Annotated in this window: 20 protein-coding genes and 1 pseudogene; 11 read left to right on the top strand and 10 right to left on the bottom strand. The window is 70.1% G+C overall.

Annotated features, from left to right (window positions below; translation table 11 throughout):
• Positions 1 to 92: 92 nt before the first annotated feature.
• The gene (locus ACQP00_RS29110) at positions 93 to 602 is read right to left on the bottom strand and encodes a hypothetical protein (protein WP_433200625.1); all 510 of its coding nucleotides are present in this window, start codon (positions 600 to 602) and stop codon (positions 93 to 95) included.
• 230 nt (positions 603 to 832) lie between these two features.
• Between ACQP00_RS29110 and ACQP00_RS29105 the strand changes: the two genes are divergently transcribed.
• On the top strand, positions 833 to 1,219 hold the full coding sequence (locus ACQP00_RS29105) for a hypothetical protein (protein ID WP_433200622.1): 387 nt from the start codon (positions 833 to 835) through the stop codon (positions 1,217 to 1,219).
• Positions 1,220 to 1,418: 199 nt separating this feature from the next.
• Here ACQP00_RS29105 and ACQP00_RS29100 read toward each other — a convergent pair.
• Positions 1,419 to 1,916, bottom strand: a pseudogene (locus ACQP00_RS29100) (YfbM family protein).
• A gap of 184 nt (positions 1,917 to 2,100) precedes the next feature.
• Here ACQP00_RS29100 and ACQP00_RS29095 point away from each other — a divergent pair.
• Positions 2,101 to 2,472, top strand: coding sequence for a hypothetical protein (locus ACQP00_RS29095; RefSeq protein ID WP_433200619.1), 372 nt, complete (start codon positions 2,101 to 2,103; stop codon positions 2,470 to 2,472).
• A gap of 80 nt (positions 2,473 to 2,552) precedes the next feature.
• Here ACQP00_RS29095 and ACQP00_RS29090 read toward each other — a convergent pair whose 3' ends face one another.
• The 4 genes from ACQP00_RS29090 to ACQP00_RS29075 form a co-directional block, all read right to left on the bottom strand.
• Positions 2,553 to 2,894, bottom strand: coding sequence for a hypothetical protein (locus ACQP00_RS29090; protein ID WP_433200616.1), 342 nt, complete (start codon positions 2,892 to 2,894; stop codon positions 2,553 to 2,555).
• A 48-nt stretch (positions 2,895 to 2,942) separates the two neighbouring features.
• Positions 2,943 to 4,394, bottom strand: a complete 1,452-nt coding sequence (locus ACQP00_RS29085; RefSeq protein ID WP_433200613.1) for an endo-1,4-beta-xylanase — start codon at positions 4,392 to 4,394, stop codon at positions 2,943 to 2,945.
• A 282-nt stretch (positions 4,395 to 4,676) separates the two neighbouring features.
• Positions 4,677 to 6,140 carry an arabinofuranosidase catalytic domain-containing protein gene (locus ACQP00_RS29080; RefSeq protein ID WP_433200610.1) on the bottom strand — a complete coding sequence of 488 codons (1,464 nt, stop codon included), beginning with the start codon at positions 6,138 to 6,140 and terminating at the stop codon, positions 4,677 to 4,679.
• Positions 6,137 to 7,738 (bottom strand): glycoside hydrolase family 27 protein, encoded by a 1,602-nt coding sequence (locus ACQP00_RS29075; protein ID WP_433200607.1) that lies wholly within the window; start codon positions 7,736 to 7,738, stop codon positions 6,137 to 6,139. The genes ACQP00_RS29080 and ACQP00_RS29075 overlap by 4 nt, the downstream gene beginning before the upstream one ends.
• 293 nt (positions 7,739 to 8,031) lie before the next feature.
• Here ACQP00_RS29075 and ACQP00_RS29070 point away from each other — a divergent pair, with 293 nt between their 5' ends.
• Together ACQP00_RS29070 and ACQP00_RS29065 are read left to right on the top strand one after the other, a co-directional pair.
• The gene (locus ACQP00_RS29070; protein ID WP_433200604.1) at positions 8,032 to 9,135 is read left to right on the top strand and encodes a ricin-type beta-trefoil lectin domain protein; all 1,104 of its coding nucleotides are present in this window, start codon (positions 8,032 to 8,034) and stop codon (positions 9,133 to 9,135) included.
• A gap of 151 nt (positions 9,136 to 9,286) precedes the next feature.
• Positions 9,287 to 10,564, top strand: coding sequence for a cellulose binding domain-containing protein (locus ACQP00_RS29065; RefSeq protein WP_433200601.1), 1,278 nt, complete (start codon positions 9,287 to 9,289; stop codon positions 10,562 to 10,564).
• A 5-nt stretch (positions 10,565 to 10,569) separates the two neighbouring features.
• Here ACQP00_RS29065 and ACQP00_RS29060 read toward each other — a convergent pair whose 3' ends face one another.
• The gene (locus tag ACQP00_RS29060; RefSeq protein WP_433200598.1) at positions 10,570 to 11,526 is read right to left on the bottom strand and encodes a PaaX family transcriptional regulator; all 957 of its coding nucleotides are present in this window, start codon (positions 11,524 to 11,526) and stop codon (positions 10,570 to 10,572) included.
• Positions 11,527 to 11,644: 118 nt separating this feature from the next.
• Between ACQP00_RS29060 and ACQP00_RS29055 the strand changes: the two genes are divergently transcribed.
• The gene (locus ACQP00_RS29055) at positions 11,645 to 12,967 is read left to right on the top strand and encodes an extracellular catalytic domain type 1 short-chain-length polyhydroxyalkanoate depolymerase (RefSeq protein ID WP_433200595.1); all 1,323 of its coding nucleotides are present in this window, start codon (positions 11,645 to 11,647) and stop codon (positions 12,965 to 12,967) included.
• A gap of 49 nt (positions 12,968 to 13,016) precedes the next feature.
• Here the strand turns inward: ACQP00_RS29055 and ACQP00_RS29050 are convergent, their stop codons facing one another.
• Entirely contained in the window at positions 13,017 to 14,777 is a 1,761-nt protein-coding gene (locus ACQP00_RS29050; RefSeq protein ID WP_433224034.1) for a family 43 glycosylhydrolase, read from the bottom strand.
• A 287-nt stretch (positions 14,778 to 15,064) separates the two neighbouring features.
• On the opposite strand from ACQP00_RS29050, the gene ACQP00_RS29045 reads away from it, so the two are divergent.
• Entirely contained in the window at positions 15,065 to 16,405 is a 1,341-nt protein-coding gene (locus tag ACQP00_RS29045; protein WP_433200591.1) for an extracellular catalytic domain type 1 short-chain-length polyhydroxyalkanoate depolymerase, read from the top strand.
• A 1-nt stretch (position 16,406) separates the two neighbouring features.
• Here ACQP00_RS29045 and ACQP00_RS29040 read toward each other — a convergent pair whose 3' ends face one another.
• Positions 16,407 to 17,180, bottom strand: coding sequence for a FadR/GntR family transcriptional regulator (locus tag ACQP00_RS29040; protein ID WP_433200588.1), 774 nt, complete (start codon positions 17,178 to 17,180; stop codon positions 16,407 to 16,409).
• A 155-nt stretch (positions 17,181 to 17,335) separates the two neighbouring features.
• Between ACQP00_RS29040 and ACQP00_RS29035 the strand changes: the two genes are divergently transcribed.
• From ACQP00_RS29035 to ACQP00_RS29020, 4 genes are all read left to right on the top strand, one after another.
• Positions 17,336 to 18,691, top strand: coding sequence for an ABC transporter substrate-binding protein (locus ACQP00_RS29035; protein WP_433200585.1), 1,356 nt, complete (start codon positions 17,336 to 17,338; stop codon positions 18,689 to 18,691).
• Between the two features lie 65 nt (positions 18,692 to 18,756).
• Positions 18,757 to 19,602: a carbohydrate ABC transporter permease gene (locus ACQP00_RS29030; RefSeq protein ID WP_433200582.1), complete on the top strand. Its 846-nt coding sequence runs from the start codon at positions 18,757 to 18,759 to the stop codon at positions 19,600 to 19,602.
• 7 nt (positions 19,603 to 19,609) lie between these two features.
• Positions 19,610 to 20,506, top strand: a complete 897-nt coding sequence (locus ACQP00_RS29025) for a carbohydrate ABC transporter permease (RefSeq protein ID WP_433200579.1) — start codon at positions 19,610 to 19,612, stop codon at positions 20,504 to 20,506.
• A 40-nt stretch (positions 20,507 to 20,546) separates the two neighbouring features.
• The gene (locus ACQP00_RS29020) at positions 20,547 to 21,728 is read left to right on the top strand and encodes a mandelate racemase/muconate lactonizing enzyme family protein (RefSeq protein WP_433200576.1); all 1,182 of its coding nucleotides are present in this window, start codon (positions 20,547 to 20,549) and stop codon (positions 21,726 to 21,728) included.
• A gap of 101 nt (positions 21,729 to 21,829) precedes the next feature.
• Here the strand turns inward: ACQP00_RS29020 and ACQP00_RS29015 are convergent, their stop codons facing one another.
• Positions 21,830 to 22,807, bottom strand: coding sequence for an aldo/keto reductase (locus tag ACQP00_RS29015; protein WP_433224032.1), 978 nt, complete (start codon positions 22,805 to 22,807; stop codon positions 21,830 to 21,832).
• A gap of 291 nt (positions 22,808 to 23,098) precedes the next feature.
• On the opposite strand from ACQP00_RS29015, the gene ACQP00_RS29010 reads away from it, so the two are divergent.
• A complete protein-coding gene (locus ACQP00_RS29010; protein ID WP_433200573.1) occupies positions 23,099 to 25,195 on the top strand; it encodes an RICIN domain-containing protein in 2,097 nt (698 codons plus the stop codon).
• Positions 25,196 to 25,198: the final 3 nt, after the last annotated feature.

Raw genomic sequence — 25,198 nt, 5'->3', positions numbered from 1 at the left:
CCGGCCGCCCGGCGCCCCTCGCGGATGGTCACTGACTTGCCGATGCTGGGGCGTCCCCGTGCGGCCGATGAAGTGCAGCTGGTGGGCGTCGGCTATTGCGGCGGCCGAGCTGCCCGTCCGGATCTGGACGCTGGTCGCGCTGATGCGTTCTCGTTGCGATCGGCGTGATGGGGCTGCAAGGTGACCCGGACGCCTTCGGCGGTCAGGTGTTCCGCCAGGACCGACATCTCAGCGGGCGTCCCGGTGAGGCCAGGGCCGGTGAGGGCCGCGTACGCGTCGGCCACCTCGTGGATCGTTGCTCCTCGCCGGCGGAACACGGCGAGGGACCGCAGCCGTAGCGCCCGGTTCTCGTCCGGGTCGGCATGCAGCCGGGTGAGCCCGACCTGGGCAACGAGGGTCAGCCTGACGATGCCGGCAACGTCGTCGAACTCCGCCGGCGAGGCACGGTCCTGCTCGATGTAGCCGCAGCCGCCGCAGCGCGACGTGGCGGTCCACATGACCCGGCCGGCGTCAACGGCCTCCGCCACGTGGAACGCGACCGCTGCGCCGCAGCTCGGACACGGCCCGCCGAAGTCGCCGCACAGCAGCACTACCATGTTCACAGCCTGGACGGTACGACCTGTTCGGCGTCGGCGGCGTCCCGATTTGCAATCCCGGCGGCATCGCCCCCGCGGACCGCCTGTTGCCGCGACCCCTTCGAGCGCGGCGCCCACGACGCCAGGCGCCGCCGCCCTTCCGTTGATCACGGAGGACTGTCCCGAATGCTGAGCTCGAGGTGTCCGGTCGTGCCGGCGAGCGGATGGCGCCTGCCTCCTCGCTGGGAAGATGAACCGTGGCCTCCGATCAGGACGAAGAACGCGAGTCTCAGCTGCTCGCTACCGAAATAGATCCGCTCGCTCAGGCGATCCTCGATTCCGTACAGCCATGGGATGCGTACGAGGCCGCCCTCGAAATCCCGGGGCGCCTCCAGGGAGCGTTGGACTGGCTGCCGCACGGTGGCGCGCTCTACGGGGCCTGGGCGGATCTCGCAGACCTTTTCGAAACAGGCAAAACACCGATCGCTGACGCACACGGCGCCCTTCGGCAGGCAGCAACCGACTGGCTCGCAAGATCCGAGGATGACACCGGGGCGCCCGTTGAGACGTGGCTGGAAGGGGCGCAGACCTTGACGCACCGGCTCACTGACCGGGACGGCGACTTCTGGCACGGCCCCAGGTAAGCGACGCACGCTCATGCCGCGATCCGCGCGCAACGCAGCATGACGAACCGGGTCGACGCTCGGTATCCGCAACTGCCGAGTGGATTGCGGATCTTGAGGTCAGTCGCGCGGCACGTGTGCCGTTCGAGCGCGTACTGCGACGACACGGTCAATTCAATACAACGGCGACAGCTGCCGCGAGTGGTGCGTCTTCTAGGCGTCAGGTGAGTGCGAGCAGGACTGCCTGGCCGTTGGCCGCAGCGACACTGTAGAACGACCGGAGCTGCGCAAAGTAGGGCGCAAGGTAGGTGTCGAAGTCCGCGTCGGCTTGGTCCTAGATCGCCGGGTAGATGTCGGCGGCCGTCAGAGCCTCCGGCACGAAACGGTTCCGCAGTGTTGCAAGGTCGATCGCATCGAGGGCTGCGGCCACGACCCGAACCTTGTCCGAGCTGAGCAGCCTGGCCGGTCCGTACCCGTTGTCCTCGCCGATGTCGTCGCCGCCGAGCACGGCCGCGCCGGCGTTGTCGTCCACGTCCCATGCGGTTCCGGTAAGCACGTAATGGATGGCATGCCAGAATTTGTGCAGATCCAGCTCAGGTTCGGGCATCTCGGCTTCGTCGGTGTCGAGGTCGCCGTACAGCAGCGTGTCGACCGTTGCCGGATCGTCGAGCACTTGCCGTTCCTCGTCGGCCGACAGTCGGCGTCCGATCAGGACCATTCCCACCAGCGATTCTCCTTGTTCAAGACTCATGCGGTCAGGCCCGGCCCGGCCTTCTTCGCGCAGGCTGCCACAGCATAGGAGAGGCGGGTCATCGGGGGCGTCCGAAAGCGCTGAGGCATCCGCTCATGCCGCGTTGCGCGCCACTGGTCATGGTCATCCGGCCGATGCATACTCACTGCCCATGACGTACGACCTCGCCGTCTGGGAAGGCGATCGCCCTGACGAGCCGGATGCCGGCAAGGTGTTCTCGGCGCTGTACGACCGGTACATCGCCACAGCCGACTCGCCACCCACGCCCGCGATCAGAGCGTACGTGGATGCGCTGCTGGACCGGTGGTACGAGATGGGCGACCCGCGGGACGTCGACGACACAAGCCCATGGTCCGACGCGCCGCTGATGAACAACGCGTCAGGCCCGATCATCTACTTCGCCATGCGGTATAGCATGGCCGACGAGGTTTCCGCGGCCTGCGCCCGGATGGCCGCCGAACGGGGGCTTGTCTGCTTCGACGTGCAATGGGATCAACTCCGGCCCAGTGCCGACGAGACATAACACGCCGGGCTCATCAATGCGCTTGATCACGTGCGCATATCTGCCGCAGTCATCGCGCTGCGGTCGGCCATCTCAGCGTCTTAGGTGTCGTATTCGCCGTTCCACGGCTCGTGGAAGCCAAGCCTCTGCGGATAGAGCTCAGCCCGTGGCGCGCCGTGGCCCTCGTGCGGGTCGTCGGTGGTCTCATCGATGAGGCCGAAGACGACGTTGTAGGCGCCGGTGACGTCAGCGAAGAACTGCCCGCCTGCATGCCGCCCGATGTGGGCGGTACGGTAGTCGGGCTCAGCGCGGATCGTAGCCAGCGTCCGCTCATGCCGCAGACAACGCGCGGCCAGGCAACAGCCGTCGCGTGTCAGGCGAAGTAGGGGACTACGTTCGGTTACGGGTGGCGGTGACGTGGCGGCCGCGCCGGCGGCCGCCACATCACGTCCCTCGATCCCTCAGTTCAGCTGAGCAGAGCTCGGACGAGATCAGCTCAGGCTGAAGCGCTGGTTCGCCTGGCCGTTGCAGTCGTAGATCTGGACCTGCTGGCCGTTGCCGGTGCCCCAGACGTCGAGGCAGCGTCCGGACTGCACGCCGGTGATGGTGCCGTTGCTGTTGAGGTTCCACTGCTGGTTGGCCTGGCCGTTGCAGCTGTAGATCTGCACCGCGGCGCCGTTGCCGGAGCCGGCGGCGTCGAGGCAGCGGCTGCCGTAGACCTGCAGCTGCTTGCTGGAGGTGTAGGTCCACTGCTGGTTCGACTGGCCGTGGCAGTCGTAGAGCTGGACCCGGGTGCCGTTGTTCTGCGACGCGTTGGGCACGTCGATGCAGCGGCCCGACTGGGCGCCGACGATCCGGCCCGAGCCGCCGCCCCCCGAGGTCGGCGAGGTCGTGGGCGTCGGCGAGGTGGTGCCGCCGCCGGTCGGCGACGTGGTCGGGCTGGCGGCGTTGAGGGCGTTGAGCACCGAGGTGTACGCGGCCTTCTTGTTGCCGTTGCCGTCGAACAGCAGCGGGCTCTCACCGGAGCGCCACGAGTCGCTGTCCCGCACGCCCCAGACGGTGATGCCGACGCAGCGCGAGACGTTCATGCAGGCCTGGGTGAGCCCCGCGTACTGCGACGTCGAGGAGTTGGTGACGTCGACCTCGGTCAGCGCCACGTCGACGCCGAGGTTGGCGAAGTTCTGCAGGGTGGTCTGGAAGTTCGACGGCAGGGAGCTGCCGCCGGTGAAGTGGGTCTGCAGCCCGACGCAGTCGATCGGCACACCGCGGGACTTGAAGTCCCGGATCATGTTGTACACACCCTGCGTCTTGCCGTACGACCAGTTCTCGATGTTGTAGTCGTTGTAACACAGCTTCACCGACGGGTCGGCGTTGCGCGCGGTGCGGAACGCCACCTCGATCCAGTCGTTGCCGGTGCCCTGCAGGTTCGACTGGCGGCGGCTGCCGTCCTCGTTGAACGCCTCGTTGACCACGTCCCAGTAGGCGAGCTTGCCCTTGTAGTGCGACATCACGCCGTTGATGTGGTCGATCATCGCCTGGCGCAGGCCGCTGCCGCTGAGGCTGCCCCAGAAGCCAGGCTGCTGGGCGTGCCAGGCCAGGGTGTGCCCGCGGACCTTCATGCCGCGCTGGGTGGCCCAGTTGTAGATCTGGTCGCCGGAGCTGAAGTTGAACTGCCCGCGGTTCGGTTCGGTGGCGTCGGGCTTCATCTCGTTCTCGGCCGTGATCATGTTGAACTCGCGGCCGGCGATGGTGGTGTACGTCGAGTTGCTCAGGCGGCTGGCGGCGATGGCGGTGCCGAAGTACCGGCCGGACTGGGCGGCCGCGGCGCCGAGGGTGCTCGCCGCGGCGTTCGCGTCCGGGATCATCGCCATCGCGCCGACCACGGCGACGCCGGCGGCGAGGGCGCCGCCGATCAGCGCCCGGATGCGGGGTCTTGCTGCCACTGGGGCCTCCTTCTGATGCTCCGGCCGGGACGCCCGCCACCGCCTGCGGGGCCTGGCGGGAGCGGCCACGCAGTGCGGGGTGTCGGTGGAAGGCGCGACCCGGCCGGAGAGCGGTGGGGGTCGATGCGAAGCCATGCTGACACGCACCGGAAGAGGCGAGCAAGACTTTCCGGAATACTTTCGTAAAGTGCCTCCGCGCTGATCGGCCCGGAGGAGCCGATCAAGCCAGGTCCGCCGGGTGGTGCGGCTCCGGAAGTTTCGGAGCCGCACCGGCTGAAAATTTCAGCGGTAGCCGGCGGCCACGATGTTGGCCTGGACCGCATTCTCGGTGGCGTCGGACGGGTAGCCGGCGACCATCGCACCCTCGTAGAACGTGCCCGCGCTGAGGTTGGCACCCCCGCCGGGCTTGCAGCAGTCGCCGCCGCTGCCGAGGATGATCGCCCCCTGCTTCTTCATCGGGCTGTAGCCGCCGGGCAGGCCGCCGTCCCAGAGGGTGTACAGGCTGCCGGACTGGGCGTTGCTGCCCTTCATCGCGAACCGCGAGGTGCCGTTGTTCTTCAGGGTGGCGGTCACGAACTTGCTGGTGAACGCCCGCTGGTTGGCGTTCCAGGACTGGCTGCCGCCCGGGTACAGGCCCCACTCCAGATCGGCCTGCACCCACGGGCCGGTCCCGGAGCAGCCGCCGAACCAGCACTGGGTGCCGAAGTTGATGGCATCCATGGCGCCGGCGGCGTCGGCCTTGCGGGTGGTCTCGCTGTTGCCGTAGTCGAAGCAGCAGCCGCTGTTGACGTGCGTGCCCGACGTGACCATGTACATGCCCTCGGGCGCCGAGCCGGTCGGGACGCCGGTGAGGTGCCCGTCGCGCCAGTAGCTGTTGCCCGGATTGATGTACAGCGAGTACGCCTTCGCCCCGCCCACGGTCAGCGACTCCGTCGTGGCCCGGGCCGGGCTGCTGGAGCTGGAGCCCGGGACCACCGACGAGCCCTGGTACCACAGGTCGTTGCCGTGGCCGGACTGGTCGTACACCACGGTGATGACACACGTCGTGCCCGAGCAGAACGCGTCCTGGGCGTTGCCGTCGGCCGTGCCTCCGGTGCTGCGCGTCGCGATGTCCCGCGTCGCGTTGTCCGAGGAGCGCCGGACCTGGTACAGCCGGCCGGAGTACGACCGCAGCAGGGCCCGGGTGGTGCTGTGCGCCGCGACGCACGGGGTGCCGCCGGCGGCGTAGAGGTCGCACGGCCCCGAACCGGACGGCGGCGGGGTCGTGGTGCCCGTCGACTGGCTCCAGCGCTGGTTCGCGCCGCCGTTGCAGCTCCACAGGATCAGCTTGGTGCCGTTGGCGGTGGCGGCGCCGTTGGCGTCGAGGCAGAGCCCCGACTGCACGCCGGTGATGGTGCCGTCGGCGTTGACGTTCCACTGCTGGTTCGTCTGGCCGTTGCAGTCCCAGATGATGACCGCGGTGCCGTTGGCCGTCCCGCGGTTGCTCGCGTCGAGGCACTTCGTGCCGTACACCTGCAGCTGCTTGTCGCTTGTCGCGGCGAAGGCCTGGTTGGCCTGGCCGCTGCAGTCGTAGAGCTGCACCTGCGTGCCGTTGGTCGTCGACGCGTTGGGCACATCGACGCAGCGGCCGGACTGCTGCCCGACGATCGGCGCGGCGGTGGCGGCCGCCGCGACCCCGGCCGCGACCAGCACGCCGGCGACGGTCAGCGCGGCCATGGCGAGGGCGGCGGTCCCGCGGCGGTTCATGCCCGGGTCCAGCGCTGGTTGGTGCCGCCGGTGCAGGTCCACAGCTGCACGAGCGAGTTGTTCGCGGTACCGCCGCCGCTCACGTCCAGGCACAGCCCGGACTGCACGCCGGTGATGGTGCCGTTGGCGTTCACGTTCCACTGCTGGTTGGCCTGGCCGTTGCAGTCCCAGATCTCCACCTTCGTGCCCGGCGAGGTCTGGTTGTTGTACGCGTCGAGGCACTTGCCGAGCACCTGCAGCTGCTTGGACCCGGTGTACGTCCACTGCTGGTTCGCGCCGCCGTTGCAGTCCCAGATCACCAGCTGCACGCCGTTGGTCGTGCTGCCGTTGGGGTCGTCGAGGCAGCGGCCGGAGCCCGTGCCGCGGATCGTGGTCGTGGAGCCGCCCGGGTTGCCCGTGGTACCGCCCGCGACCCGGTACATCACCACGCCGTGCCCGGGCACGCTCGCGCTGATCGTGCCGCTCGTGCTGCTGCTCGCCCCGCTCCACAGGTCGGTCAGCGCGTACGACGACGCGCCGGACTTGCCGATCGCGGCGGCCGTGGTGCTGATCGTCGCGGTCGTGGTGTTCTCGTTGAACAGCACCACCGACACGTCACCGTTGGCGAGCGGCTTGGCCAGCACGTCGAGCCCGCCGGAGGAGCTGACCATCCGGCCCTGCTTGCCGGCCGAATCCTGGTCGACCGCGATCACCGCCTTGTTGCCCAGGATCGACAGCGTGGTGGCGCTCGCGTTGACCAGGTTGTTGCCGGCCAGCAGCGGGGCGGCCATCTGCGCCCACAGGCTGAAGTGGGCCCGGTCCTCGGTGGCGGACATCCCGTTGCCGACCTCGAGCATGTCCGGGTCGTTCCAGGCGCCCGGCCCGGCGTACGAGGCCAGCCCGACGTTCTGGTGGAAGATGTTCAGCACGCTGCCGAAGTTGGCCTGGATGTCGCCCGTGGTCCGCCACAGGTTGCCGACGTTCGGCGCCCAGGTCCACGGCGCGTTGACGCCCCACTCGCAGATGCTGTAGACGATCGGGCGCCCGGTGGCGGCCAGCGCGTCGCGCATCGCCGAGTAGCGGGCGATGTACTGCTGGGTCGTGGAACTGCCGTTGTTGCTGCAGTTGTCGTACTTGAGGTAGTCCACGCCCCACGCCGCGAACGTGCGCGCGTCCTGCTGCTCGTGGCCGAGGCTGCCCGGGTAGCCGGCGCAGGTCAGCGTCCCGGCGTCCTCGTAGATGCCGAGCTTGAGGCCCTTGCTGTGCACGTAGGCGGCGGTGCCGGAGATGCCGTCGGGGAACTTGCCGAAGTCCGGCTGCAGGTTGCCCGACGCGTCGCGGCTGTGCTGCATCCAGCAGTCGTCGATGTTCACGTACTGGTAGCCCGCGGCCGCCAGCCCGCTGGACACGATCTTGTCGGCGGTCTGCTTGACCAGGGTCTCCGAGACGTTGCAGCCGTACGCGTTCCAGTCGTTCCAGCCCATCGGCGGGGTCAGGGCGAGGTTGTTGGGCAGCGCCTGGGCCGGCTCGGCGGTGCGCACGCCGATGAACCACACGGCGGCGCCGGCCGCGAGCAGCAGCGTCACCGTGCGGGCCAGCCAGGGTCTTGATCCATGCATCTGGTACTCCTCTGCGGTACCACATCGCCGCACGATATGTGAGCGCTAACAGTCCGGGCCTGGCGGGGCCGGACGCCGGCGGCGACGAGGGGGCGGGGTGTGGCGGGGGAGGTCCGCCACTTCGTGACGTTGCCACAATGTCCGGCGGCGTTCAAGAGGCCGTCCATCGACTTCCGTAGTAGCTCCTGGATAACGCAAAACCCGCCTTGACCTCGACCGGGGGGACGCGCATTCTGGCGCCGCTGGTCAATCGGTGACCGGCAATGGAATAACCGTCGCGACGGGAGCGTGGAATGCGCAAGTCGGTACGCTGGACACGGTTGGTAGCGCTCACATTGACAGCCGCCCTCGGGGCCGCGGTGCTGCACGCGCCCGCCGCTGCCGCGGAGTCCAACGGGGGCGTGCGGGTCATGCCGCTGGGCGACTCGATCACCGAAGGCACGCAGGTGCCCGGCGGGTACCGCATCGGGCTGTGGCAGCGCCTGGCGGCGGGCGGCTACCGGGTCGACTTCGTCGGCTCGCAGTACAACGGCCCCGCCAACCTGGGCGACCACGACCACGAGGGGCACCCCGGCTGGCGGATCGACCAGATCGACGCGAACATCACCGGCTGGCTGCGCACCACCACGCCGCGCACGGTGCTGCTGCACATCGGGACCAACGACATCCTGCAGAACTACAACGTCTCCGGCGCGCCGGGCCGGCTCTCGACGCTCATCGACCACATCACCGCGACGGCGCCGAACGCGGAAATTTTCGTCGCCACCATCATCCCGCTGGCCAACTCGGGGCAGGAGTCGGCGGCCCGCACGTTCAACGCGGCCGTGCCCGGGATCGTGCAGAGCAAGGCCAACGCCGGCAAGCACGTGCACCTGGTCGACATGCACAGCGTGCTCGGCACCGGCGACCTGATCGACGGCATCCACCCGACCGCCGGCGGCTACGACAAAATGGCGGCGGCCTGGTACAGCGCCCTGCGCTCGGTGCCCGGCAGCCTGGAGACGACGGGCGGCGGCGGTGGCACCGGTTCCGCGCTGATCGGCGCCGCGTCGGGGCGCTGCCTCGACGTGCCCGGCAGCAACACCGCCAACGGCACCCAGCCGATCATCTGGGACTGCAACGGCAACGCCAACCAGCGCTGGACCGCCACCAACGGCACCCTGCAGTCGCTCGGCAAGTGCCTCGACGCGCCGACCGGCGCCACGGCCGGCACCCGGGTGCAGATCTGGGACTGCAGCGGCGGCACCAACCAGCGGTGGAATTTCAACAGCAACGGCACGGTCAGCAGCGCCGCCTCCGGCCTGTGCCTCGACGTCTCCGGCGCCGGCACCGCCAACAACACGCCGGTGCAGCTGTGGACCTGCACGGCGGCCGGCAACCAGCGCTGGAGCCGGTGACGACCATCGATTGACAGTTTCGGGGGCCGTGGGCACACTGACTGGCGAGCATCGGGCGGGAGCCGTGCTTGTTCCATCGATCGGCCGGCGGGCCGCGGGGCGGAGACGTCCCGGCGGTCCGCCCGCCCCTGCCCGCCCACGGAGGATTCGGATGCCCGCATCCCGCTACCGCAGCAGCACCCTCATCGCCGGCGCGCTCGGCGTCGCCCTCGCCACCGGCGGCGCCGTCCTGGTGACGAGCACCGCCCAGGCCGCCGCCGGCTGCCGGGTCAGCTACACCGTGACCAGTTCCTGGCCCGGCGGCTTCGGCGCCGGCGTCACCGTCACCAACCTCGGCGACGCCGTCACCGGCTGGACCCTGACCTGGTCCTTCGGCGCCGGCCAGACCATCACCCAGCTCTGGAACGGCACCGCGACCCAGTCCGGCGCCCAGGTGAGCGTGGTGAACGCGGCCTACAACGGCGCGATCGCCAGCGGCGGCACCGTCGCGTTCGGCTTCAACGGCAGCTGGACCGGCGCCAACCCGAGTCCGGCCGCGTTCGTCCTCAACGGCGTCGCCTGCACCGGCGAGGTCGGCGGCACGTCGTCGCCGAGTCCGAGCACCAGCCCGAGTGCCAGCCCGAGCACGAGTCCAAGTGCCAGCCAGAGCCCTGGCACCGGATTGGGGTGCACGAACACGGGCACCGGCGGCGGATCGGGTCCGTGCCCGGCCGGCTACGAGACGTCCGGGAGCCTGCCCAACCACACCATCTACCGGCCGGAGAGCCTGCCGGCCCAGAAGATGCCCATCTTCGTCTGGGGTGAGGGCGGCTGCTCGGCCAACGGCACGGCCTCGCTGCCGTTCCTGCGCGAGATCGCCTCGCACGGCTTCCTGGTCCTGGCCAGCGGTAGCCCCAACGGCTCGGGCAGTACGACCGCGTCGATGCTGACCCAGTCGATGGACTGGGCGGTGGCGGAGAACAGCCGCTCGGGCAGCAAGTACTACGGCAAGCTGGACACATCGAAGATCGCCGTGGCCGGCTGGTCCTGCGGCGGGCTGGAGGCCTACGAGGTCTCCAACGATTCGCGGGTGACCACGACCATGATCTTCAGCAGCGGCCTGCTCGACGACAACAACGACTACCAGCTGCGCCGGCTGACCAGGCCGATCGCGTACTTCATCGGCGGCTCGGGCGACATCGCCTACGGCAACGCCATGGACGACTGGGGCAAGCTGCCCTCCGGGCTGCCGGCGTTCATGGGCAACCTCAACGTCGGCCACGGCGGGACCTACACCCAGACCAACGGCGGCGAGTTCGGCCGGGTCGCGGTGCTCTACCTGAAGTGGCGGCTGCGCGGCGACACGACGGCCGGCGCCAACTTCGTCGGCAGCACCTGCGGGCTGTGCCGCACCCAGTGGACGGTGCAGCAGCGCAACCTCACGCTGTAGGAAGGCTAGGCAACACCGACGCCGGCGAGGATCTCGGCGACCGTGTGCGCGCTGATGCCGGTCGCCGGTTCGTCGCCGTGCCGGGTCGCGACGGCGCGCACGTGCTCCTCGGCCGCGAGGGCCAGGCCGTCGTAGACGGTGGCGAAGAGGTCCCCGGCCGCCGGGCGGGGCCAGCCGGACGGGAGCAGCCGGATCGGCAGGCGCGGATCGAGCACGGCGAAGCGGCGGTACGTGTCCATCACCTCGGTGCGGGCGCGTACCGCCTCCGCGCCGCCGACCCGGCCGGCCGCGATGCGGGGCAGCAGGGGCCGCCAGTGCTCGATGAACGCGTCGTACTGCCCGGCGATCGCGGTGACGTCCCACGCCTGCATCGGCTCGCGCCGCGCCATCGCACCGAACCCGATGTGCCTCGCCCGGAACACGGTCAGCGACCCCGGTGCGATCGCGTCGAGCTGACCGGCGGCCAGGTCGGTGAGCGCATGCGGCGAGATCCACAGCCCGTCGTAGAGCGGGGCGTAGCCCAGCCAGCGCAGCCGCCCGCGCAGCTCCCGGCGCCGGGTGCGCTCGTCCTGGGGCAGCGAGAACGCGATCAGCGTCCACCACTCGTCCCACGGCTCCGCCCCGGCCGCCGACGCCACGATCCACTGCCCGCCGGCCGAGAGCTGACCGGCCGCGGCCGCGGCCAGCCGGTAGAAGCTGCGCCGGCCGTCGCGGCGGCCCTGCAGCACGCCCCGGCGGGCCAGCCGGCTGATCGCGGTGCGGGCGCCCGCCTCGCTCACCCCGGACTCGACGAGCAGCGCGACGACGGCGGCCGACGGAAGCCAGGCCCTGGTCCGCAGGGTGTAGTCGGCCATCAGGGTCACGGCCAGGCCCTGCGGCGCGGGCCCGGACTGCCGCCGGGGCAGCCGGACCGCGGCGTCGTCGTCGGGAAAGATCTCCTCGATGTCGAACGGGTCGGCCACCGCACGACTCTAGCGCCTAGTTCATTGACACTTTTATGTCCCAGGTACACACTCAATGCCACACGAAGGCTTGGGAGCCGCGCCGTGTCCGTCCCACCAGACGAGGAGTAACAGGCGCATGCGCTTCACCCGAACCTTCCTGCTCGGCCCGGTCGCACTGCTGGTCGCCGGGCTGACCCTCGTGGCGTTGCGGCCCGCGTACGCCGCGACCCTGACCGAGGTGACCAACTTCGGCGCGAACCCGGGCGGCATGCGGATGCATGTGTACGTCCCCGACGCGCGCCCCGCCCGCCCGGCGATCGTGGTCGCCATGCACGGCTGCGGCGGCTCCGGCCCCGGCTTCTACTCGGGCAGCGAGTTCGCGAGCCTGGCCGACCGGTACGGCTACATCGTCATCTACCCCAGCGCGACCCAGCAGGCCGGCTTCGGCAACTGCTTCGACACCTGGTCCGACGCGGCCAGGCGGCGCGGCGGCGGCAGCGACCCGGTGTCGATCGTGTCGATGGTGACCTACGCCGAGCAGCAGTACGGCGGCGACCCGAACCGGGTCTTCGCCACCGGCAGCTCGTCCGGCGGCATGATGACGAACGAGATGCTCGCCCTGTACCCGGACGTGTTCAAGGCCGGCGCGGCGTTCATGGGCGTGCCGTTCACCTGCTTCGCCAACGCCGCGGACTATCCGCCCGGCTCCAGCCGGTGCACCGGCGGCGGCATGGACCGCACCCCGCAGCAGTGGGGCGACGCGGTCCGGCAGGCCTATCCGGGCTACAGCGGGCCACGGCCGCGGATGCAGCTGTGGCACGGCACCAGCGACACGCTCGTGCCGTACTCGCTGCTGCAGGAGGAGATCGAGCAATGGACGAACGTCGCCGGGCTGAGCCAGACGCCGACGTCCACCGACACGCCGCAGTCCGGCTGGAACCGCCGCCGGTACGCGGATTCGAGCGGCACGGTGCAGGTCGAGGCGTACAGCATCCAGGGCGCCGGGCACACCCTGCCCTCGTCCGGCATGGCCGCCTACGCGCTCACGTTCTTCGGCCTGACAGGAACAGGTCCGTCGAGCCCGCCACCGTCGAGCCCGCCACCGTCCAGCCCGCCGCCGTCCAGCCCGCCGCCGAGTGGTTCCTCTTGCCGCGTGAGCGACACGATCAGCGCCTGGAACACCGGCCTGACGGCGAGCATCACGATCACGAACACCGGTAGCAGCGCGGTCAACGGCTGGGCACTGACGTTCACCCTGCCGGGCGGGCAGGCCATCACGTCGGGCTGGAACGCGCAGTACAGCCCGTCCTCCGGCGCCGTGACCGCCCGCAACGTGAGCTACAACGGCACGCTCGCCCCGGGTGCCTCGACGACGATCGGGTTCCAGGCCACGCACACCGGCAACACCGGCCGCCCGGCGGCGTTCGCGCTCAACGGCGCCGCCTGCACCCTGGTCTGAGGTTGCAGCAGCTCCGGCCGCGGCGAGCCGCCGCGGCCGGAGCCGGGTGCTACTGCAGTGAGGCGTCGTCCACCAGCAGGCCGTCGGTGCCGGCCGCCGTCTCGACGTAGAGCGTGGCGCCGGTCAGCGTGCCCGACCAGGACACGGTGGCGGTGCCGGTGAGCTGGGTCCAGCCGCCGCTGTTCACCGTGGCGGCCGGGGTCAGCTGGAGGTAGCTCGTCGTGCCGCCGGCGGTCACGGCGAGCGTCACCTTCGCGCTCGGGGTGCCGCTCTGCGAACGGACCCACACGCTCGTCGTGTAGCTCTTGCCGTTGGTCAGCTTCGACGTGACGTCCTGGGCCGGGCCGTTCCACGACGCGGTGCGCCCGGTCAGCGACAGCGACTGGCTGCCGCCGTGCGCCGTCGAGCTCGACGCGAGCGAGCCGGCGCCGAAGACCGACCAGCCGCTGGTGCCGCTCTCCACAGTGCCGTTGGTCAGCAGATTGCCGCCCCCGCCGTCACCGCCGCCGTTGCCGGCGAACTGCCACCAGTTCACGTTGAACAGGTTGCCGGAGCCGCCGGTGTACTTGAAGTACAGGTCGTGGGTGCCGCTCGCGCCGCTGACCGGGCAGGTGACGGTGGTCCAGGTCTGCCAGCCGCCGGTGCCGCCGACGGTGCACGTGCCGACGAGCGTGCCGTTGACGCTGTCGAGGTGCAGCTCGATGCGGCCGCCGCTGGTCGCCGAGGCCACCCGCGCGCTGAACGAGCTGGCGCCGGTACCGAAGCCGACGCCTTTGACCTTGATGTTGTCACCGTTCTCGATCCAGCCGACGTTCATCCCGCCCTCGCTCGCCGGCTCGGTCTCCACGCCGCTCTCCCAGGCGATCGTCTCGGCCTCCTGGCGCACGTACGGGTTCAGCGTGCCCACCTGCGGCGCGCCCGTCGTGCTCATGCTCAGCTGCGGGATGGTGCCGTCGCTGTTGTAGCTGAACTTCTCCACGGCCACCGAGCGGGTGTAGCCGCCGCCGCCGGGCAGCGCGCCGTTGTGGTAGAAGAAGTACGACCCGCCGTTGAAGTCCACGACGCCCGGGTGGTTCGTGAAACTTGCGCCCTGGGTCGGCATGACGGTGCCGCGGAACGTCCACGGCCCGGTCGGCGAGGTGGCGGTCGAGTAGGCGATGTACTCCGAGCAGCACTTCGCGGCGAAGACGTTGTAGTACAGCCCGTTGCGCTTGTAGACCCAGGGGCCCTCCTCGAACAGCGTCGGGCGGCTGGTGTTCCCGCTGCGGGTGCCGAAGCCGGCCGTGGTCAGCGGGATCTTCGCCGGGCTGCCGTTGAGTGAGATCATGTCGGCGTTGAGCTTCACGTACCAGAGGTTCGGGTTGCCGTAGTAGAGGTACGCCTGCCCGTCGTCGTCGATGAAGACCGTCGGGTCGATCTCGGAGCCCTGGACCAGCGGCCGGCCCAGGGCGTCGCGGAACGGGCCGGTGGGGCTGTCGGAGACGCCGACGCCGATCGCGTTGCTGCCGTTGGACATCCGCACCGGCACGTACCAGTAGAACTTGCCGTTGCGGTACACCGTCTGCCCGGCCCACGCGTCGGAACTGGCCCAGCTGAACGTGGACAGGTTCATCGGCGAGCCGTGGTCGGTCCAGTTCACCATGTCGGCGGAGGACCAGACCCGCCACTCGCGCATGGTGAAGTACGTCGAGTTGTCCTCGTCGTGGCCGGTGTAGAGGTAGACCCGGCCGTTGTACACCAGCGGCGCGGGGTCGGCGGTGTAGATCGTCTGCACGATCGGGTTGTCGGCCCGGGCCACGGCGGCGGGCATCAGCCCGGTCAGGCACAGCAGGCCGGCGGCGGCGGCGAGCGCGCGCCGGACGGAAACTTTCACGAGACGCTCCTGGGGTTGCTTGTTACCGCTCACAATGCGCGTGGCGGGCGCGGGAGCGATAGGCGGTGGGATTCCAGAAACACTCGCAGATTCGTTGCCCGCATTCAAGGAGCGACCATTTCGCCGAGGATCGCATAACCGTTTTGCCGACCCTTGAAATAGCGAGGACCCGTCTGGCACCGTCCATCGAAATCGCACCCGATTCCTCTTCGAAGGAGGGCCGCATGCGTCGCATGCTGCGTGCACTGCTGGTGGTGGCTGCCCTGCCGCTCATCGCCGCCGCCGTGCTGATCTCGACGCGGCCGGCCGCCGCCGCCGGCCTGACCCGCGTGACCGGGTTCGGCACCAACCCGACCAACCTGAACATGTACATCTACGTGCCGGCCAGTGTCGCGCCCAAGCCGGCGCTGCTGGTGCTGGTGCACTACTGCAGCGGCTCGGCGAGCGGGATCTTCAACGGCAACGGGCACGACTACGTCAGCGCGGCCGACCGGTACGGGTACATCATCGTGCTGCCCGAGGCGACCCGCAGCGGCAGCTGTTTCGACGTGTCCACCCCCAACGCGCTCAAGCGCAACGGCGGCAGCGACTCGACCGGCATCATGTCGATGGTGGCCTATGCCCGGTCGCACTATCCGATCGACGCGGGCCGGATCGTGGTGTCCGGGTTCTCGTCCGGGGCGATGATGACGAACGTCCTGGCGGCGCAGTATCCGGACGTGTTCTCGGCGGCGTCGGCGTTCTCCGGTGTCCCCGCGGGCTGCTTCGCCACGAGCGACGGGTCGCTGTGGAACAGCCAGTGCTCCGGCGGCAACCTCAACAAGAGCGCGCAGCAGTGGGGCGACCAGGCCCGGGCGATGTACTCCGGCTACACCGGCAGCTACCCGCGGATGCAGCTGTGGCACGGCACCACCGACACGACCCTCGCCTACCCGAACTTCGGCGAGGAGATCGAGCAGTGGACCAACCTGCGCGGGCTGAGCCAGACCCCGGCGTTCACCGACCATCCACAGTCCAGCTGGACCCGGACCCGCTACGGCAGCACCGGCACGCAGGCCACGGTCGAGGGCATCAGCATCGCCGGCGTCGGGCACCAGCTGCCGATGTCGGGCCAGCTCGCGTACGCGATCTCCTTCCTGGGCCTGGACAACAACAGCGGCGGCGGGACCGCCTCACCCACGCCGACGGGCAGCTCGAGCCGAATTCTCGGCACCCAGTCGGGCCGCTGCGTCGACGTGCCGAACGCGTCGCACAGCAACGGCACCCGGGTCCAGCTCTACGACTGCAACGGCGGGACGAACCAGGCTTGGACCAATACCACGAGCAAACAGCTGCAGGTGTACGGCACCATGTGCCTCGACGCCGCCGGTTCCGGCAACGGCGCCGCCGTGCAGATCTACAGCTGCAACGGCCAGGCCAACCAGCAGTGGAACGTCAACAGCAACGGCACCATCAGCGGCGTCCAATCCGGACGGTGCCTGGACGTCTGGGGCACCGGCAACGGCCAGCAGGTCCAGCTCTACGACTGCTGGGGCGGCGCCAACCAGCAGTTCCGCCTGGGCTGAGCTACCGCCGCAGCCGCTCGGCGTCGGTCGGGCCGCCCCGGCGGACCAGCCACGCATCCGTGATGTGGGTGAACATCGCCGCCGCGGCCCCCTCCGGGTCGCGGGCGGCGATGCGCTCGTAGACGCGCCGGTGCCCGAGGTTCGAGGCGATGCACAGCGTCCGGTCGGTGCGCCCGACGTACCGCGCGGTGTGCAGGACCTGGCTCACCAGCGACTTCACCACGGCGCGGGCGATCCGGTTGCCCGAGGCCTCCATGATCGCGTCGTGGAAGGCCCGGTCGTGCTCCTCGTAGGTCACGTGGTCGTCGACGAGCTCGTCCATCCGCTCGACGGTCGCCCGCAGCCGCTCGACGGTCGCCTCGTCGGCCAGCCGGGCGGCGACGTTGGCCATGTCCGCCTCGAGCAGGCGCCGGGTGACGACGAGGTCGTCGAGGATCGCCAGGCTCTCGTCCTCGGCGACGGCCGCACCGAGCACGAGTTCATCGAGCATGTTCCATCGCGACGACGGGGTCACGACGGTGCCGCTGCCCTGCCGGACCTGCACGAGACCCTTCTCCTGCAGCACCTTCATGGCCTCCCGGATCACCGTGCGGCTGACCGAGAACGCCTCGCACAGCGCCGGTTCGGGCGGCAGCGGGGTGCCGGGCGGGTGCACGCCGCGCACGATGCGCGTCACCAGCTCCGCGGTGACCGCCTGGCCGAGGTTGGCCGGGCGGTGCACCCAGGCCGGCGCCGCGAGGGCGCCGCCGGCGGGTTCGGCCTGGGATGTCGTCATGGATCCTCCGTCGGGCGCGGGCGTTCGATGGTGCTCGACCCGCGCACAGTGTACGGCCGCGTCCGCGATAGGTCTTGCAAACATCATACGTATGCTCTTACATTGCGTCCCAGTGAAATCTTGCGCAACTAGGTCTCACCGACAAGGACGTGCATATGTTGCGAATCAGACAGGCGGGCCGCCTCCGGTTCGCCGGCATCGGCGCCGCCGCACTGGCGATCGCCCTGACCCTCGCCGGCTGTGGCAAGTCCGGCGACACCACCGAGGGCTCGTACGGTTTTCCGCAGGTCGCGCAGGACGACAAGGCCGGGATCACCGTGTGGGTCGACGCCGACCGGGCGGGCGCGGTCGACGCGTTCAAGAAGGCCAACCCGGACGTGAAGGTCGAGGCCGTCACCTACGACGGCTCGTCCAACGGATCGAACTCGTTCCGCACCAAGATGCAGCTCTTCGACCGGGCCGGCAGCGGCTGGCCCGACGTGGTCTTCTCGTCCCAGAACAACGACGCCGCCTGGGCCAGCCAGGGCAGCAACGGCAAGGCCTTCGCCGCCGTGCTCGACCAGGGGCTCGTCGCCAAGGACACCCTCGGCAAGTTCACCGCCGGGTCGCTGAACCCCTGCACCGTCAGCGGCAAGGTGTACTGCCTGCGCAACGACCTCGCGCAGGTGGTGCTCTGGTACGACAAGACGCTCCTGCAGCAGTTCGGCTACACCCTGCCGACGACGTGGGAGGAGTACCAGGCCCTCGGCGAGAAGGTGGGCCGCGAGCACCCCGGCTACATCGTGGGCACCGTCGGCGACTCGTTCGCTCCGGAGATCTACTTCTGGAGCAGCAAGTGCCAGGCCAACGGCATCACCGGGCCCAAGGCGGTGACCGTGAACACCGGCAGCACCGAGTGCAAGCGGATGGCCGTCCTGCTCGACGTGCTCATCAAGAACGGCACCACCCCGAACGTCAGCGTCTTCACCCCGGAGTTCGTCAAGGCCTACACCGGCAAGGTGCTGCTCATGCCGGGCCCGGCGTGGTACTCGGGCGCCATCTTCAACAACCCGCAGTCGCTCAACGTCGCCAAGGGCGAGCTCGGGGTGGCCGCCCCGCTGCCGTGGCGGGGCGAGGAGGCGGTGACCGGCAACGTGGGCGGCGGCACCTGGTTCATCAGCAGCCACTCGAAGAACCTCAAGGCGGCCGCCAAGTTCGCCGAGTTCGTCACCACCGCCGACGACTACCAGGTCAACATCGCCCCCGGCTATCCCGCCTACGCGCCGGCCGGCGACAAGTGGATCAAGAAGCAGGAGTCGAGCGGCTACTACGCCACCGACCTGCAGCCGGTGATCAAGGCCGGTACGCAGATCTGGAGCGGCTGGGGCTCCGGCATCTTCAGCCAGGAGGCGATCTGGGCCAAGACCGTCACCCCGGCGATCGCCGGCGGCAAGAGCCTGGTGGGTGTGCTGCCCGAGTGGCAGACGGCCATCAAGAACCAGGCCCAGGTCGACGGATACACGGTGTCATGACGATCGTTCGCGAGGCCGCGCGCCCGGTGGGTGCGCGGCCTCGGCCGAGGGCCGGACATCGGGGGATGAGCTACGGGTTCGTGCTGCCCTACACGGTCCTGGCCGCCGTGTTCGGCGTGTTCCCGGCGCTGTATGCCGTGTACCTCGCGTTCACCGACGGCGCGGGCGGCTTCGCCGGGGCGGCCAACTTCACCAAGGTGTTCGACGACTTCCGGTTCCTGCCGGCGGTCGGGCACGTCGCCACCTTCCTGCTCACCTGGCTGGCGGCCCTGGTCGTGCTGGTCACGTTCCTGGCCGTCGTGGTGCACGCGGTGCGGGTCCGGTGGCTGAGCCGGACGCTGCGGCTGGTGTTCTACCTGCCGGGTGCGATCGCGGGCGCGTCCAGCGTGCTGCTCTGGCTGTTCGTGCTCGACCCCACCGCGAGCCCGGTGGCCGGGCTGCTGCGGCTGGCCGGGTTCGACCGGTTCAACGAGGTGATCGGGCCCGGGAACCTGCCGCCGATCTTCGCCATCATCGCGTTCTGGACCGGCGCCGGCGGGTGGATCGTGATCATGTACGGGGCGCTGAACAACATCAGCCAGGAGATGCTCGAGGCCGCCCGCATCGACGGCGCGAGCGCGGTGCAGATCGCCTGGCGCATCCAGCTGCCGCTGCTGCGCAAGTGGATCTCGTACATGGCCATCATGTCGCTCGCCGCGGGCACCCAGCTGTTCGTCGAGCCGCAACTGCTGTCCCAGGCGAGCAACGCCGTCGTGCCCAACGACTACTCGCTCAACCAGCTGGCGTACCTCTACGCGTTCCAGCAGAACGACTTCAACGCCGCGGCCGCCGTCTCGCTGCTGCTGCTGATCATCGCCCTCGCGCTGTCGGCCGTCTTCGTGACGCGCGGCGGGCTGTTCGAGAGGGACTGACATGTCCATGGCGAGTCCCCGGTCCGGCACGCAGACCGCGTCGGGCTGGGCCGGCCGGACGATCGTCTCGGTCGTGCTGGCGGTGTTCGTGCTGTTCTTCGCCGTCCCGATCGTCTGGTTGCTGCTGGCCACCACCAAGTCCGCCCGCGAGCTGCTGGTCGGCCACCCGTTCCTGCCCGGCACGCCGGGGGACCTGGCCGCCAACTGGCGGGAGCTGCTGGACTTCCAGGACGGGGCGGTCACCGCCTGGATCGGCAACTCGGCCCTCTACGCGCTCGGCGCCCTGGCCATCACGCTCGTGGTCAGCATCCCGGCGGGCTACGCGCTGGCGATGACCGAGTTCCGGTTCCGCCGGTCGCTGCTCGTGCTGACGCTGGTCGTGATGCTGATGCCGAGCACCGCGCTGGTGCTGCCGATCTTCCTCGAGCTCAACGTGGTCGGCCTGATCGGCAGCCCGCTGTCGGTGATCCTGCCGATGTCGTTCTTCCCGTTCGGGGTCTACCTCACCTACATCTACTTCTCCACCAGCCTGCCCCGCGACCTGCTCGCCGCCGCCCGCATCGACGGGTGCGGCGAGTTCGAGGTGTTCACCCGGGTCGCCCTGCCGCTGGCCGCGCCGGTCGTGGCGCTGGTCGGGTTCTTCAGCTTCGTGCAGAACTGGAACAACTTCTTCCTGCCGTTCGTCATGCTGCCCTCCAGCGACGGCTATCCGGTGCAGGTCGGCCTGACCGCCCTGCTCGCCTCGACCCCGGCGTTCAACCCCAGCTCCGCCGGGGTCCAGTCGGTCCAGCTGCCCACACTCGCCCTGGCGACGGTCGTGTCGGTGCTGCCGGTGCTGATCGTCTTCTTGTTCGCGCAGCGCTTCCTGGTCGCCGGCATGACGGCAGGCGGCACCAAGGAGTGAGCGCCGGACCGTACCGACCCCTGTTCAGCAAGGAGCCACAGTGAAAGTCACCGGGTACCGCAGCCTGACGACCCAGCACGACTGGGCCCGGCTGATCGGGGACGTCAACGGCGTGATGGCCGACAACCGCACCGACGTGCACGTGCTGATCGTGGAGACCGACGAGGGCCTGGAGGGCGTCGGCGTCGGCCCGCACGCCGACGTCGAGCGGGTCTTCGGCGCCGTGGAGGGCGAGGACCCGCGGGCGGTGCCGGCCCTCTACGACCGGATGCTCGCCCGGGTGTTCAAGACCGGCCACGCCGGCTCGGCCTTCGGCGCGATCGGCGTGCTCGACATGGCGCTGTGGGACCTCAAGGCCAAGGCGGCCGGCGAGCCGCTCTGGCGCACGGTCGGCGGCCGGGACCGGTTCGTCCCCGGCTACGCCTCCGGGCTGGACATCGCGCTGGGCGACGACGAGCTGGTCGCCCTGTACGAGCGCTTCGCCGAACGCGGCTTCCGCGCGGCCAAGCTCAAGGGCGGCCGCGACGTCGAGCACGACCTGCGGCGGCTGGAGGCGGTCCGCGACGTGCTGCGGCGCAACACGGCCCGGCCCGCGCTGATGTTCGACGCGAACGAGGCGTGGCACCGCTCGCAGGCCGTCCGCTTCGTGAGCGCCCTGGAACGGCGGGTCGACCTGACCTGGATCGAGGAGCCGGTCCGCCGCTGGGACGCCGCCGGGCTGGCCTCGGTGCGCCGCGGCGTGCGGGCCGCCGTGGCGACGGGGGAGAACCTGACCGGGCTGGAGCAGTACCGGCCGCTGCTGGACGCCGACGCGGTCGACGTCGTCCAGGTGGGCAACGTCTGGGGCATCACCCACTTCCTGCGGGTGGCCGCCGTGGCCCACAGCCGCGACCTGCCGGTGAGCCCGGTCGCCCACCACGCGAACCCCCTCGCGCACGCCGCCGTCGCGGTGCCCAACCACCTGACCTTCGAGGTCCAGGACCTGGTCGCGCCGATCGGCCTGCACGTCGACCAGGAGTTCCAGGACGGCGGCATCGTGCTCGGCGACGAGCCGGGCCTGGGCATCCGGGTCGACGAGGAGTGGATCACCGCCGCCCGGGCCGCCGAGCCGCCGGCCTTGGCGGCCGGCCCGCACGTCCGCCCCGCCCGGGCCGGCCTGCGCATGGTGCCGGAGGAACCGGACGGCCTTGAGGGCACTCTTGGATACCCTCGGATGTCCTGAAGAGCAGTGGGGGAGCTCCGCTCCACCCACACCCCCTCAAGACCGCACCGGGTGCTACGGGCGGCGGCAAGACCTCGACCGGATCGACTACACCGGATCGACTACACCGGATCGATCAGGCCGGCGGCGTGCAGGGCCGGCCAGAGCTCGTCCGGCACGGCGACGGCGGCCCGGCGGACGGTTTCGGCGACCTCCGGGCGGCTGCGCAGGCCGACGACCGTCGAGACCACCGCCGGGTGGCGGCGGACGAAGGCGAGGGCGGCCTCGGGCAGGGTCACGCCGTGCTCGGCGCAGATCGCCGCGATGCGCCGGGCCCGCCGCAGGAGTTCGGGCGCGGCCGGCCGGTAGTCGTACATGGCGCCGGCCGGCGGCCGGTCCTGGGCCAGCAGCCCCGAGTTGTAGACGCCGGCGATGACGACGCCGACCCCGTGCTGCCGCGCGGCCGGCAGCAGGTCGTGCGCGGCGCACTGGTCCAGCAGGGTGTACCGGCCGGCGCACATGACCAGGTCGACGTCGGTCTCCCGGACGAAGCGGGCGAGCATCGCGGCCTGGTTCATGCCGGCCCCGATCGCGCCGATGACGCCCTGGTCGCGCAGCTGGGCGAGGGCGGGCAGCGCCTCGGTGGCCGCCTGCTGCCAGTGCTCGTCGGGGTCGTGCAGGTAGACGATGTCGAAGCGGTCCAGGCCGCAGCGGCGCAGGCTGGCCTCGAGGGAGCGGCGCACGCCGTCGCGGCTGAAGTCCCAGATCCGGCGGTGGCTGGCGGGCACGTCGAAGCCCTCCGGGTCGCGCCGGCGGGCGGTGCCGGGGGAGGGCTCCAGCAGCCGGCCGACCTTCGTGGAGACCAGGTAAGACCTTCGCGGCCGGTCCCGCAGCGCCGCTCCCAGCCGCAGCTCGGACAGGCCGAGGCCGTAGTGCGGGGCGGTGTCGAAGTACCGGATGCCCGCGTCCCAGGCGGCGTCGACCGCGGCGGCGAACATCTCGTCGCTGGTGGCGTGGTAGAGGTTGCCGCCCTGGGCGGCGCCGAACCCGAGCGCGGTGAGCCGCACCCCCGGCCGGCGGGGAAGATCCGCAACGAGCACGGCCAAACATAACTCGTATGATGTTTGCCGTCAATCGCCGACCCGCGCACGGCGTCCGGGATAACGGAAAACGGCGGAGCAATTCTTTCGCGCATTTCAGTTATGCCGGGAACGTGCGCGAAGTCGATTTCGAAAATTACATTCCGGCACTGCGGAAATCGTCCGCCCGACTTGAATACGCAAGCCGGATCTGGCAATCTCATCGATCTCAATGCCTGACAGTGGTCCCGCTCCACCGCTGCTGTTAGCGCTCACAAATCGTGGGTCCCTACCGCCAGAAGGACTTACCGGATGCTTTCCCGCCTGCGCACCGATCCGCCCGCACCGACCCGCCGCCGCCGGGCCGCGGCCGTCTTCGCCGCCGTGCTGATGCTCGCCGCCGGCGCCGCCGTCGCGCTGCACATCGGCCCGGCCGCGGCCGCCACGGTCGACACGAGCGCGTGGTACGTCCTCGTCAACCGCAACAGCGGCAAGGCGATCGACGTCTACGGCTCGGCCACGACCGACGGCGCCCGCATCACCCAGTGGACCCGCAACAACGGCGCGAACCAGCAGTGGCAGTTCGTCGACTCCGGCGGCGGCTGGTACCGGCTGAAGTCCCGCTTGTCGGGCAAGGTCCTCGACGTCTACAACTTCTCCACCGCCGACGGCGCGAGCATCGTGCAGTGGGCCGACGGCAACGGCACCAACCAGCAGTTCCGGCTGGCCGACTCGGACAGCGGCTACGTGCGGCTGCTCAACCGCAACAGCGGCAAGGCCGTCGAGGTGCAGAACGCCGTCACCACCGACGGCGGCAACATCGTGCAGTACACCGACTGGGGCGGCACCAACCAGCAGTGGCAGCTCGTGCGCGCCGACGGCGGCGGCAGCACCCCGACGCCGACCACGCCGGCCCCCACGGGACAGTTCACCAACCCGGTGGTGTGGCAGGACTTCGCGGACGGCGACATCATCCGGGTCGGCGACGCCTACTACTACTCGGCCTCGACCATGCACTACTCGCCGGGCGCGCCGATCCTGCGCTCCTACGACCTGGTCAACTGGGAGTACGCCGGGCACTCGGTGCCGAACCTGGACTTCGACTCGAACGCCTACAACCTCAGCGGCGGCCGGGCCTACGTCAAGGGCATCTGGGCCTCGGCGCTGAACTACCGCCCCAGCAACAGCACGTTCTACTGGCTGGGCTGCACGGAGTTCAACCGCACCTATGTGTACAGCTCCACGGCGATCGACAGCGGCTGGTCGAAGAAGGCCCGGATCAACAAGTGCTACTACGACGCCGGCCTGCTCTTCGACAACGACACCCCGTACGTCGCCTACGGCAACACCACGATCAGCGTCGCCCAGCTGTCGTCCGACCTGACCGCCGAGGTGCGCTCGCAGACGGTGTACCAGACGCCGTCGAGCGTCGGCACGCTGGAGGGCTCGCGGATGTACAAGCGGGGCAGCTACTACTACATCTGGCTGACCCGCCCGGCCAACGGGCAGTACGTGCTGCGCTCGACGAGCCCCTGGGGGCCGTACGAGCAGCGCCAGGTCCTGCTCAACACGCCCGGCCCGATCTCCGGCGGCGGCGTGCCGCACCAGGGCGGGCTGGTGCAGACCCAGAACGGCGACTGGTACTACATGGCCTTCACCGACGCCTACCCGGGCGGCCGGGTGCCGACGCTCGCCCCGATCAGCTGGAGCGGCGATTGGCCGGTCCTGCAGACCGTCAACGGCGCCTGGGGCGTGAACTACCCGCGGCCGAACATCTCCACCACGAAGACCGTCAAGCCGATGATCGGCACCGACACCTTCACCGGCAGCACGCTCGGCCCGCAGTGGGAGTGGAACCACAACCCGGACAACACCAAGTGGTCGGCCGGCAGCGGCCTGCGGCTGCAGACCGCGACCGTGACCGGTGACCTGTACAACGCCCGGAACACGCTGACCCAGCGCATCCAGGGCCCGTCCTCGACGGCGACCGTTGAGCTGGACTACTCGGCGATGACCGACGGGGACCGCACCGGCCTGGCCATGCTGCGCGACTCCTCGGCCTGGATCGGGGTGCAGCGCGACAACGGCGCCACCCGGGTCACGATGGTGAACGGCCTGAGCATGGACGGCAGCTGGAACACCACCGGCACCGGTTCCGTGGCGGCCGCGGCCACCGTCTCCGGCGGCCGGATCTGGCTGCGCGCCACCGCCGACGTCCGGCCCGGCTCCGGCCGGCAGGCCCGGTTCTCCTACAGCACCGACGGCACGAACTTCATCGCGCTGGGCTCCGCCTTCACGCTCAACAACGCCTGGCAGTTCTTCATGGGCTACCGCTACGCCGTGTTCAACTACGCCACGAGGTCCCTCGGCGGCGCCGTCACCGTCCGTTCGTTCACCCAGACCGTTTAGGAG

The sequence above is a fragment of the Dactylosporangium sp. CS-047395 genome (assembly GCF_050942185.1).
Lineage (GTDB): Bacteria > Actinomycetota > Actinomycetes > Mycobacteriales > Micromonosporaceae > Dactylosporangium.
This window is presented reverse-complemented; position numbering and strand designations above follow the sequence as displayed.

Bases quoted from the DNA above. Each gene is read 5' to 3' on its own strand.
- ACQP00_RS29050 (WP_433224034.1), bottom strand. From the start codon at position 14,777: ATGCCCGCCGCCGTGGCCCGGGCCGACAACCCGATCGTGCAGACGATC.
- ACQP00_RS29035 (WP_433200585.1), top strand. From the start codon at position 17,336: ATGTTGCGAATCAGACAGGCGGGCCGCCTCCGGTTCGCCGGCATCGGC.
- ACQP00_RS29080 (WP_433200610.1), bottom strand. From the start codon at position 6,140: ATGAACCGCCGCGGGACCGCCGCCCTCGCCATGGCCGCGCTGACCGTC.
- ACQP00_RS29070 (WP_433200604.1), top strand. From the start codon at position 8,032: ATGCGCAAGTCGGTACGCTGGACACGGTTGGTAGCGCTCACATTGACA.
- ACQP00_RS29065 (WP_433200601.1), top strand. From the start codon at position 9,287: ATGCCCGCATCCCGCTACCGCAGCAGCACCCTCATCGCCGGCGCGCTC.
- ACQP00_RS29095 (WP_433200619.1), top strand. From the start codon at position 2,101: ATGACGTACGACCTCGCCGTCTGGGAAGGCGATCGCCCTGACGAGCCG.
- ACQP00_RS29075 (WP_433200607.1), bottom strand. From the start codon at position 7,738: ATGCATGGATCAAGACCCTGGCTGGCCCGCACGGTGACGCTGCTGCTC.
- ACQP00_RS29010 (WP_433200573.1), top strand. From the start codon at position 23,099: ATGCTTTCCCGCCTGCGCACCGATCCGCCCGCACCGACCCGCCGCCGC.
- ACQP00_RS29045 (WP_433200591.1), top strand. From the start codon at position 15,065: ATGCGTCGCATGCTGCGTGCACTGCTGGTGGTGGCTGCCCTGCCGCTC.
- ACQP00_RS29025 (WP_433200579.1), top strand. From the start codon at position 19,610: ATGGCGAGTCCCCGGTCCGGCACGCAGACCGCGTCGGGCTGGGCCGGC.
- ACQP00_RS29030 (WP_433200582.1), top strand. From the start codon at position 18,757: ATGAGCTACGGGTTCGTGCTGCCCTACACGGTCCTGGCCGCCGTGTTC.
- ACQP00_RS29040 (WP_433200588.1), bottom strand. From the start codon at position 17,180: ATGACGACATCCCAGGCCGAACCCGCCGGCGGCGCCCTCGCGGCGCCG.
- ACQP00_RS29055 (WP_433200595.1), top strand. From the start codon at position 11,645: ATGCGCTTCACCCGAACCTTCCTGCTCGGCCCGGTCGCACTGCTGGTC.